The organism is Sulfuricurvum sp. RIFOXYD12_FULL_44_77 (assembly GCF_001830725.1).
Lineage (GTDB): Bacteria > Campylobacterota > Campylobacteria > Campylobacterales > Sulfurimonadaceae > Sulfuricurvum > Sulfuricurvum kujiense_A.
The window spans coordinates 19692-30486 of sequence record NZ_MIBU01000270.1 but is presented as its reverse complement, the minus strand read 5'-3'; the positions used below and the strand labels follow the sequence as shown (position 1 = coordinate 30486).

Annotated in this window: 12 protein-coding genes and 1 tRNA gene; 4 read left to right on the top strand and 9 right to left on the bottom strand. The window is 43.0% G+C overall.

Translation table 11 applies throughout. From position 1 onward, the window contains the following. The 4 genes from fabI to gap form a co-directional block, all read right to left on the bottom strand. A partial coding sequence (fabI, locus tag A2517_RS09795; RefSeq protein ID WP_294896530.1) for an enoyl-ACP reductase FabI occupies positions 1 to 764 on the bottom strand: 764 nt, incomplete at its 3' end. A gap of 3 nt (positions 765 to 767) precedes the next feature. Then, entirely contained in the window at positions 768 to 1487 is a 720-nt protein-coding gene (locus A2517_RS09790; RefSeq protein WP_294896528.1) for a triose-phosphate isomerase, read from the bottom strand. 26 nt (positions 1488 to 1513) lie between these two features. Next, positions 1514 to 2704, bottom strand: a complete 1191-nt coding sequence (pgk, locus tag A2517_RS09785; protein ID WP_294896526.1) for a phosphoglycerate kinase — start codon at positions 2702 to 2704, stop codon at positions 1514 to 1516. 26 nt (positions 2705 to 2730) lie between these two features. Further along, positions 2731 to 3747, bottom strand: a complete 1017-nt coding sequence (gene gap / locus A2517_RS09780) for a type I glyceraldehyde-3-phosphate dehydrogenase (protein WP_294896524.1) — start codon at positions 3745 to 3747, stop codon at positions 2731 to 2733. A gap of 79 nt (positions 3748 to 3826) precedes the next feature. Here gap and nadD point away from each other — a divergent pair, with 79 nt between their 5' ends. The 3 genes from nadD to A2517_RS09765 are packed head-to-tail and all read left to right on the top strand — an operon-like array spanning position 3827 to position 5450. Continuing rightward, positions 3827 to 4360, top strand: coding sequence for a nicotinate (nicotinamide) nucleotide adenylyltransferase (gene nadD, locus A2517_RS09775; RefSeq protein WP_294896522.1), 534 nt, complete (start codon positions 3827 to 3829; stop codon positions 4358 to 4360). Beyond that, positions 4357 to 4686: a ribosome silencing factor gene (gene rsfS, locus A2517_RS09770; RefSeq protein ID WP_294896520.1), complete on the top strand. Its 330-nt coding sequence runs from the start codon at positions 4357 to 4359 to the stop codon at positions 4684 to 4686. The genes nadD and rsfS overlap by 4 nt, the downstream gene beginning before the upstream one ends. 17 nt (positions 4687 to 4703) lie before the next feature. Beyond that, positions 4704 to 5450, top strand: a complete 747-nt coding sequence (locus A2517_RS09765) for an ElyC/SanA/YdcF family protein (protein ID WP_294896518.1) — start codon at positions 4704 to 4706, stop codon at positions 5448 to 5450. Between the two features lie 3 nt (positions 5451 to 5453). On the opposite strand, the gene A2517_RS09760 is transcribed toward A2517_RS09765, so the two are convergent. From A2517_RS09760 to mqnP, 4 genes are all read right to left on the bottom strand, one after another. Further along, a tRNA-Arg gene (locus tag A2517_RS09760) sits at positions 5454 to 5530 on the bottom strand. A gap of 42 nt (positions 5531 to 5572) precedes the next feature. Then, positions 5573 to 6088 (bottom strand): hypothetical protein, encoded by a 516-nt coding sequence (locus tag A2517_RS09755; RefSeq protein WP_294896516.1) that lies wholly within the window; start codon positions 6086 to 6088, stop codon positions 5573 to 5575. Next, positions 6085 to 6606 (bottom strand): hypothetical protein, encoded by a 522-nt coding sequence (locus tag A2517_RS09750; RefSeq protein ID WP_294896514.1) that lies wholly within the window; start codon positions 6604 to 6606, stop codon positions 6085 to 6087. The genes A2517_RS09755 and A2517_RS09750 overlap by 4 nt, the downstream gene beginning before the upstream one ends. Continuing rightward, positions 6603 to 7463 carry a menaquinone biosynthesis prenyltransferase MqnP gene (gene mqnP, locus A2517_RS09745; protein WP_294896512.1) on the bottom strand — a complete coding sequence of 287 codons (861 nt, stop codon included), beginning with the start codon at positions 7461 to 7463 and terminating at the stop codon, positions 6603 to 6605. Before mqnP ends, A2517_RS09750 begins: the two co-directional genes overlap by 4 nt. A 73-nt stretch (positions 7464 to 7536) precedes the next feature. On the opposite strand from mqnP, the gene miaA reads away from it, so the two are divergent. After that, positions 7537 to 8430, top strand: coding sequence for a tRNA (adenosine(37)-N6)-dimethylallyltransferase MiaA (miaA, locus tag A2517_RS09740; RefSeq protein ID WP_294896510.1), 894 nt, complete (start codon positions 7537 to 7539; stop codon positions 8428 to 8430). Here miaA and A2517_RS09735 read toward each other — a convergent pair. After that, entirely contained in the window at positions 8422 to 10779 is a 2358-nt protein-coding gene (locus A2517_RS09735; RefSeq protein WP_294896508.1) for a flagellar protein, read from the bottom strand. The two genes, miaA and A2517_RS09735, sit on opposite strands and share 9 nt — an antisense overlap. Positions 10780 to 10795: the final 16 nt, after the last annotated feature.

The following is a 10795-nucleotide window of genomic DNA, read 5'->3' as shown; positions in this document are numbered from 1 at the left end:
ATACCCATAATGTTATAGCCCGCATCGACATAATGAACTTCACCGCTCACGCCGCTGGATAAATCACTCAGAAGATACATAGCCGAGTTTCCTACCTCTTCGATGGTAACGTTTTTACGTAACGGTGCGTTAGACTCGTTCCAGTTTAGGATTTGTTTAAAATCGCCGATACCGCTGGCCGCTAGCGTTTTGATCGGTCCTGCACTGATTGCATTGACACGCTGACCTTTGAGAGCACCCAACTCTACCGCCATATAACGGACAGTTGATTCTAGTGCCGCTTTCGCAACCCCCATAACATTATAATTCGGAATGTATTTTGGTCCGCCGAGGTAACTGAGGGTGATAATAGATGCACCCGGAGCTAAAACACTCTCAAGACGGTTGGTCAAATCGATCAACGAGTAAACCGAAATATCCATAGCAATCTGAAACGCACTTTTAGAAGTTTTCATAAAACCTTCCGTTAATGCCTCTTTCGGTGCAAAAGCAACCGAATGGACAAGAAAATCAATTTCTCCGAAATCGGCACGTACTTTTTCAGCAATAGAGGCCATATCCGCCTCATCCGATACATCAAGTTTGTAAACAGGGGAGTTGTTAAAACCCGCAGCAATAGGTTCTACCCGTTTTTGCAACGCTTCATTGAGATAAGTAAACGCCATTTGCGCCCCTTGAGCATGAAGTGCTTGCGCAATCCCGTACGCGATCGATTTATCGTTGGCTAATCCGACGATCAACCCCTTTTTACCTTGCATTAACATCTATTATTCCCCTTTTTCTGTATTTAATTCTGTGGCTTGTGCGATCATCTCGCAAAAATCGTTGGCACTCAGTGATGCTGATCCTACAAGAACACCATCTACGTTGTCGAGTGCCATAATATCACCTGCATTGTCCACTTTTACACTTCCGCCATAAAGCAATGGTGCTGATGTTTTCTCTCGAAGGGCACTGTGTACCCATACAATATCTTCATTTGAAGGTGTAAGCCCAGTCCCGATAGCCCATACCGGTTCATACGCTAAAATCAAATCACTATAAGAGAGGTCAATCCCCTCAAATTGTTTTTCGATATACGCCATTAATGATTCATTTCCCTCTTCACGAATCTCAAGAGGTTCGCCGACACAATACACGATAGCGAATCCATGCTCGGCAAAGAAACGAAATTTTGCCGCTATCTGTTCTTGCGTCTCTCCGATGATATGTCGACGCTCGCTGTGTCCGATAAGGATCGTTTTAATACCGAATTCTTCGAGCTGCTCTAGCGCGATCTCTCCCGTATAGGCACCGTTTATGACGGGATAGCCGTTTTGTACACCGATCAATACATTGCGAGAAAGATCTTCCAATGCGGTAAACGGAGGAAATACGATGATCGTATCCGAGATATCGTTTGCACCGACAAAGGACTCCACGACTGCCATATAGGCTCGTGTCTCTTGGCGCGTTTTATTCGCTTTAAAGTTGGCACACAATATCACAACGATCTCCTTCTAACTCTCAATTTTTATTTCAACAACGGTTTAACACCCGGAAGAATTTTTCCTTCCAATAACTCCAAAGAAGCCCCGCCGCCGGTAGAGATAAACGTAATCTCTTCATCAAGGCCGATACGCTGAACCAAATCTGCGGTATCACCGCCGCCCACTACGGTAGTTGCATAGGAATCGGCTACAAAATGGGCGATTTTATTCGATCCCCGCGCAAAGCGATCCATCTCATAGACCCCCATCGGGCCATTCCAAAGAATCGTTTGCACATCGGCTAAAATCTGGCGATACAATCTCACCGTTGCCGGCCCGATATCCAAGCCCATCCAACCCGATGGGATCTCTTGGATACTGCACAGGCGGCTCATCGCATCCGGTGCAAATTTCTCAGCGGCAACCACATCGACGGGAAGGTAAAATTTCACCCCTAATCGCTTCGCTTCGTCCATAATTTTAAGAGCTTCTTCAATCAAATCATCTTCAACCAACGAGTTTCCGACATCGTGACCTAATGCTTTGAGAAACGTAAACGCCATCCCTCCGCCAATCAGTACTTTATCAACTTTCGGTAACAAGTTGATCAATGCCTCAAGTTTACCGGAAACTTTTGATCCTCCGACAATTGCCGCAAACGGGCGAGTAGGGTTTTCCAACAGTGTTCCAAAAAATTGAATCTCTTTTTGGAGTAAGAATCCCGCAGCTTTATGGGCTTGATCAAAGTGCTCCGTAATCCCCTCGACTGAAGCATGCGCACGGTGACTCACCCCAAATGCATCGTTAATATAGACTTCCGCCATGTGTGCTAAGAGTGCACTGAGTTCCGGATCGTTTTTCGTCTCCCCTTTTTCAAAGCGGAGGTTTTCCAGTAACAAGACTTCTCCCCCTTTGAGTTCGGAAGAGAGTTTTTTCGCACTCTCACCGACAACATCCTCTGCCATTTGAATATCAATTTTTAGAAGTTGATGAAGACGTCTTGCAATAGGAGCAAGAGAATACTTCTCATCCGGCTCCCCTTTGGGACGACCAAAATGGGATGCTAAAATAATCGCACACTTTTGATCCAAACAATAACTGATAGTTGAAAGTGCCGAACGGATACGACGATCATCGGTAATATTGCCGTAATCATCCATAGGGACATTAAAATCACATCGGATAAATACTTTTTTGCCGTAGATGTCACATTCTTTGATATTCAATAATTCCATTTTTTCCTCTTACTGTAAGATTAAAATTAAACTTTCGGTGTATAGGCACTCACATAGAGTGCCATTTCGATTAGACGATTGGAATAACCCCATTCGTTATCGTACCACGCCATAACTTTAATCATATTCCCATCGATAACTTGAATCAAGTCATCCGCCACTGTGGCACTGAAAGGTGATCCGACAAAATCCTGCGAGACACGATAGCGCTCATCCACTTCTAAAATACCCTTCATTACCCCATTTGCATAGGATTTAAAAAGGTCACTTAACTCCTCTTTTGATGTGGATCGTCCCACTACAACATTCAAATCAACCATCGATACGTCCGGAGTCGGGACACGCACACTTTGCCCGTGTAGCTTCCCTTCGAGATTCGGAAGGACAAGACTAATCGCTTTTGCCGCACCGGTCGTGGTAGGAATCATATTCAGTGCTGCCGCACGTGAGCGGCGCATATCCGTTCCGTGTGCGGAGTCAATAATCGCTTGCCCGTTGGTATACGCATGGATGGTTGTCATTAACCCTTTTTCGATTCCGAACGTTTCATCCAAGATTCGGGCAATCGGCCCCAAACAGTTCGTCGTACATGAAGCATTCGAGAGTATATCCTGACCCGCATATAAATGCTCATTGACCCCCAGCACAAACGTCGGTATTGCGTCATCTTGTGTCGGGGCGGAAAGAATAACCTTTTTAACCCCTTTTTCGAGATGGTGTTTTGTCACCGCTCCACTCAAAAATAAACCGCTGCACTCAAAAACAACATCTGCCCCAAGAAAAGCGAAATCGAGCTTTTCGGGATCTTTTTCGCACAATATACGAACTCTATTTTTCCCGATTTGGAGATACTTTTTATCCACTATCGCGGCATCTGCCGTGAACGAGCCATGTACAGAATCGTTTTGCAATAGATAAAGAAGCATGTCGATCGACGCCATATCATTAATAGCAACCAGTTCGACATCATTACGCATAGCGGCTAGACGGGTAACACAACGTCCGATACGTCCAAACCCGTTTAATGCAATCTTCAGCGCCATCACCTAATCCTAACCACAAATATAAGGGGTTATTTTACCAAAAATCGGTTATAATTTCGATTAAAAGAAGTTAAGTCTTATGAAGCTTGCACTCTATGGCGGAACTTTCGATCCGCCGCATGCCGGACACGTTGCTGTAGTACAGGAAGCTTTAAAGATTTTACCTATTGACAAACTTATAATTGTCCCTGCATCGCGCAATCCGTTCAAGCCTTACGCTACTGTTGAGGGGACGATACGGTATGAGTGGCTAAGAGAAATTTTCAGCCACTATGAAAAAGTTGAGATCAGTGATTTTGAAATTCTGCAACAACGCAGTGTATACACGATTGAAACACTCAAACATTATGCAGCTTTGGGTGATGAGATTTACCTCATCATTGGAGCAGACAATCTTGAAAAATTGTCATCATGGCACTGTTTTGATGAATTAAACGCAATGGTCCATTGGGTCGTTGCAACTCGCGAAGGTCGAGAAATACCTCAGAATATGATTCGGCTCAACATCGACGTACCGATCAGTTCAACCGATATTCGTACCTCACTCTCGTCGCTAGGGTTAGAGCCGGAGATCGAAAAAAAAATTATAACCTACTACAAGGAACACCCGTGAACCCAAGAATTGAAAAGATCAGTGCTATTCTCGATCAAAATAAAGCCGAAGCAATCGAAGTATTCGATCTTCAAGGCGGTGATTATTTCGCCGATTACGTTATCTTAGCATCATCATTAGGAGAACGTCATACCATTGCTTTGCTTGACCACCTCAAAAAAGGGCTTAAACCTGATGAGCAATTTTTATATGTTGACGAGAGCGGTGATTGGGTCGCTATCGACTTAGGAGATATCCTCATTCATATTTTGACACCGCAATACCGTGTTAAATACGATTTAGAAAGCTTTTTGGGTGAGATTACTGCACGCAAAAATAAAGCGTAATCTGTACAGCAGAGTGTATGTTTGTAATTAAAAAGGCTCTATCCTCCGTTCTTGTCCCTTTTCCTCTTTTTTTTATACTACTAGGGATCGGAATCTATTTTTGGTACCGAGGATATTACTCCCGAGCCAAAAAAATATTCCTCTTTGCATTAGTTTGGATAACCCTGTTATCCTATCCCCCTTTTTCATCTCTCCTATTAAAACCGCTTGAAAACACTTATCCGAAAGTACACTTTACTTCTGTTCATCCTCACTATATCCATGTTTTGGGAAACGGCCATACTACAAATCCAAATCTCCCTCTCTCCTCAGAATTGGGACTTGTTTCTCTTGCACGGGTTAATGAGGGGGTGACTCTTTATAAAAGTTATCCGAACATGAAACTTATTTTCAGCGGATACGGTGGTGAAGACCCTATTAGTAATGCTCGCAAAAACGCTCAAATGGCTATTGCGTTGGGAGTAGACCCTAAAGATATCATTATATTAGAATCACCAAAAGATACACAGGATGAAGCGATTGCCGTCAAAAAAATCATAGGGAAAAAACCTCTTATTCTAGTAACATCCGCATCCCATATGGTACGTGCATCATTACTGTTTCGACAAAACGGTATCAATGTTACAGAAGCTCCGACAGATTTTCAAGTCAAACAAGAGGAGTTGTTATGGCAATTTCCGTCATCATACGGATTACGACGCTCAGAAGCTGCATTTCATGAATATTTAGGGTTATTATGGGGGAAAGTTAAAGGAAGTCTTTGAAGATGGTGCGCCCGAAGGAATTCGAATCCCTGACCGCCGGTACCGCAAACCGGTGCTCTATCCAGCTGAGCTACGGACGCATCTTTTAAAGAGAACGAAATTATAGCTGATAAAGCTTATAACTATCTGAGTTGGTTGATTTTAAGAACAAATTCTACCTCTGCTTTCGATAAACGAAGTTCTTTGGCAATAGCATCAATTTCGATCCCTTGGTTATAACGGCTAATCACTTTCTCATCATCCAATCCGCTGATTGAAGTGGGGAGTGAAAGGTTTCGGATACGCTCTTCAAGGTAGCGCAAACGGTTCTCGGTTTTTTCCTTGTACCCGCTAAAGCTATCTTCAATATGGGTTAACGACTCCAAAATCGGAACCGAGAGTTCATTCACTTCACGACCGAGTTCGGCGTGGAGTGATGTTTGTTCCCGAGGAACACTCTCTTGAAGTGACGTAATAATCTCTAACTCTTGCTTCAGCCGTTTGTCCATGACAAAAAGTTCACGGTGCAGATCATCGACTGCTTTGGCAATAGATCGGATCTGAGAGGAGACTTCCCCCTCTTTCGTAATAACATAGTAGATTAGCCCGACTACCATAACCGCCAGAGCAATGAGCGCTATCTCAATGGTGTAATTCATTCATACCCCTTCAGGTGACGAATAATTGCCCTCTCCCGTGCCATCATATAGATACCCCATTCATTGATATCTTTCTTATGCATTCGAACTATTTTAGCCAATGTAGGACTCTGCGCCTCAAAATAAAACCCCACCTCTCTTGTAGGGTGAATCGGCATTTCAATTCGTCCGTAATAATAGGTACCGTTTGTCAATAACGGTTCAAGAAGCTCAAAATACTCATACCCGATACGCCCGATCTTGGCATTGCATGACAGCGGAATTTTCGTTGGTGTAGTGTTAAGCAATACCTGCTCTAAACGATCTATTTTACGATAAAGTTCCACCAGCAGTTGGACGACGATTCCATCGCTATCTCCCACCTCCCCTTTACCTTTAGCATTTCGGAGCCATTGGGCAATGGCATCATTCTCCGCTTCACCCAACTGAACATATTCTTTTTCAAAGTCGGTCGGATTTAAGTCTTCAACATCAAATCCAATTTCCAACGGAGCTTCAATCAAACGTACATCACTCATAGACTCACCTTATCTAAAATAATCAATCCTATAAAAACAAAACCAAGATAACCGTTTACGGTAAAAAATGCACGGTCAATTTTAGTAAAATCACGCCGTACCAAATAGTGCTCATAGGTTAGCATCAGGGCTGAAAACACAACGGCAGCACTCGCGAAGATCCCCAACCCCGCCTCGTTTACAAACCATCCCCAAAATAAAATAGTTAACATATGAAACAGCAGCGAAATTTTGAGCGTCGCTCTAGCACCAAATCGAGAGGGGATAGAGTGTAACCCGTTTGTTTTATCAAACTCCATATCCTGAAGCGAATAGAGCAGATCAAATCCCGCTACCCAAAACACAACTCCGATACTGAGCAGCAGTGACCATAACGGCACAGCCCCCAATACCGCTATTGCCCCTGCCATCGGTGCAAGACCCAACGATATCCCCAAAACAATATGGGCCATCGAACTAAACCGCTTGAAATACGAATAACTAAGCAGTACCACAAGGACGGGGAGACTCAGATAAAATGCCAGATCGTTGATAAAATAGGCAACTGCCATAAATACCAACGCATTGACAGCGGTAAAAATGGCGATAGAAGAACCATCCAAACGTCCATCAACACTCGGTCTTCCTGCCGTGCGGGGGTTATGGATATCGAAAGCGCGATCGACGTAACGGTTAAATCCCATGGCAGCATTGCGGGCGCTGATCGCCGCTAACGCTCCTAAAATAAGGAGTTTAAATCCGAACCATCCATTAGATGCAACAATCATCGCGATAAAAATAAAAGGGAGGGAAAAAACGCTGTGCTGAAACATCACCAGCTCATTGAAATTTTGTAATCTTCTCGCCAATCGTTTCACACATGCCCTTTTAAATCATAATCTCTTTATTTTATCGTAAAAACTCTTTAAGGGTGCGGGTATAATAACGCTAATGAAACAAATTGCACTCATCGGTTCCACTGCTTCAGGAAAAAGCGATCTCGCTTTAACCCTTGCACTAGAGAATAATGCCCTTGTATTATCAATTGATTCACTCAGTATCTACCAAGAGATCGACATAGCTTCTGCGAAACCTTCTAAAGCTGAACTCGAGTCAGTTGAGCATTTTGGAATCGATCGGCTCCGTCCGGATGAGAATGCCAGTGTTATAACCTTTATCAATGAATACCGTCGCCTTCATGAAAAAGCGTCAGCGGAAGAAAAAAATATTATTATTGTCGGCGGGAGCAGTTTTTACCTCAAAAGTATGATTGAAGGACTCTCCAAAATCCCCGATTATTCTCCATCCACCCTATGTCAAGCAAAAGATATGCTCCTTGATCTGGGTCAATGCCATCGTCTTTTAAATGATATTGATCCGCTCACAATGGCTAAAATCGCTCCGACAGATGCGTATCGAATCGAAAAAATGCTCCTCATCTATCTCGAATCAGGTTTATCCCCCTCTGAATGGTTTCGAAGTAATCCCCCCAAACCCATCATAACAGAGTGTCCGATACTCAATTTACATGTTGATCGCGATATTTTACGCCAACGTATTTCGATGCGAACCCAAAAAATGGCAGATTCAGGGTTAATCGATGAAGTAGCAGAGCTGGAACGACTTTATGGAAGAAGTCCCAACAGTATGAAAGCGATCGGAATTATCGAGACGTTAGAGTATTTGGACGGAAAATTGACAAAGTCGGAACTGATTGATCATATTGCGACCCATACCGCTCAGTTGGCCAAACGGCAGCAAACATTTAATGCCCATCAGTTTGAATTGCACAGCAGCGGCTCGGCAGATGAACTAAAACCTATTGCCGAGAAAATTTTAAAATAACGCGAGTGCATCTTTAGCTAATTTGCCCCACGCAGAGTTCTTATCGGCTTTTATGCTGGCATTAAATGCCTCTCTGGCTTGGCGTTTATTTCCCAATTTTTGCTCAATTGCTCCAATCAAATACTGCTGACGAGAACGTTTTTCATTGATCATTTTGCGAGCATTTAATGTCCTTAGCACTTTTAACGCATCACCGTCTTTTCCTAAGTTTTGATACGATTGCGCCAACGTGAACTCAATATAAGGGCTTTGGGTATAGGTTTTAGTCCGCTCTTGCAACGCCATCACTTTACGGGCGTAGGTCTGTGTGAGTGCTTCATCCTTACGTTTAAGTCCCAAGCTCACCATTTGGGTGTAGCGTTCAATATCTTTAAAATCATTTGGAAATGAAGCTTCAATCGACTTGATATGACGAATCATCCCCTCACCGTCTCCCATGCGTTGTGCAGCATCAAACAGTGTGCGGTAGATATCATTCAGAGGAGGATTTTTTTCGACACCTAAGAGGGTAATCAGTTCATTCCCCCCCTTGATCGCCTCTTTGTATTCTCCCAATCCGAATTGTGTTTTAACCATACGTGAAAGCCAAACTTGACGCTCTTTGATGGAGTTAGATTTAAGATGCTTCTGGGCTATTTTTTTGGCGTTTGCGTATTGTGTTGTTTTGATAGCACAATGAAAGAGTGATTCATCCCATTCGCTAAGGAGTTTGATTTTGTACATCTTCTGAAGCTTCATAGCCTCTGCACATTTTCCCTCTTTGAGATACTCTTTTTCTAACCCGATCGCACTTTTTGAAATAATGGCATTTGTCTCAGGGTACTCGGCAGAATCCAAGCGATAGAGATCACTCTCGATATTTAATATCTCTTTGTATTTTTTCTCTTTTAACAAAAGCTGCGCTTTTTTGTACAACGCTTTTCGTCCGACGCTGTCATTCCCGTAGCGTTCAATCAAATCGTCGTATTTTTTAATCCCTTTGGTCGCATTTTTATCGCCCTCTTCAAAAAACAATCCGTCTTTAGCCCGTCGTACCTCTTCGGCGAATTCTCCGTATTTGTACGAATCAAGATACTCGTTAAAACGCTTCAGTGCTTCATTACGTTTACCTGATTTTGCGAGTTGAAGTCCAAGGTTTTTCAATAATAATTGGTGTTTATCCAATTTTTTATCGGTATTGTTCAACAAAGCTTCCGTGATACGTGCGGCGGTTTTAGGATCTTTCCGATTCATAAACGCTTCCGCCATATCCATCGCTTTATCGTAGACTTCACTAAAATAGTTAGGATTGACGGTCGCTATTTTATCAACATACTCTGCCGATTTTTTGGTATTTCCCTCAACCAGTTCAAGTTGAGCCAATTTAAATGCCGCTTTGGACGCAACCGCCATATCCGATGTCGATCCCAGCGCTTTTTGATAATACTGCATCGCTTTTTTAAGATCACCCGAAGATTCTGACTGTTCTGCTTTATAGATCATCCCTAATGAAGCAAACGGACTCTCAATTTGCTCATCAAAAAGTCGCTCAAAAAAGTAATCGGCATCAAGTATTTGACCGATCTTGCTGTAGGCATTAGCCGTATACGCCAATACTTCTGCGACACTCGTATCACCGGAGTATTCACGCAAAAACCTTTTTGATAATTCAAGAAGTTTTTCATACTCTCCTAGCTGATGGTAAGAGCGTATTTGATAGAGCATCAGCTCATTTTTAAAGACTGTATTGGGATACTCTTGAAGGGTATTTTTGGCACGGTCGAGCACTTTGTTGTAATCTTCTGCAGCGTATGCTTTTTTCATCTCCATATAATCGGTGACATCTTGTACCCGTCGAATTTTGATCGGATTCCCTTTTAGATCAAGCCCGCCGACATAAGGGGGGATATTTTTAGACACTTTGACCGGAAAATTGATAGACGAAGCAGTAGGTGAAGATAAAGTAATCAACGGAAGGGTTTTAGTGTACCCGACCACATTCCAATGTTTTGCCTTTTTCACATCGCTTTGATAGGTCTGTGACTCTTTAGAGAGGTCAAAAACTTCAGGAAATAAGGTCATTTTTGATTTTGGTAGGATCGTTATCGTGTACCCTTGAGCTGTTGAAGATCCCTTAACACTCAATAATCCATTGTCAATCGGGGAGAATGTTTGTTTCGGAGCAGTTGGGAAACGACAATCTACACGCCGAGTCTCTCCAAATTCATTGTTGGTTGCCTGACACGAAAACGCTGTAGTGTGACGAAGGTGGAGAATACTATACTTTTCACCCTCTTCTTTACCGCTTTGAAGAGATAGCTCCAAGCCGAAGAGGGGAAGACAAAGAGATAGTGCAATCCAGTATCTCAATCTTTCCCCCTTATGC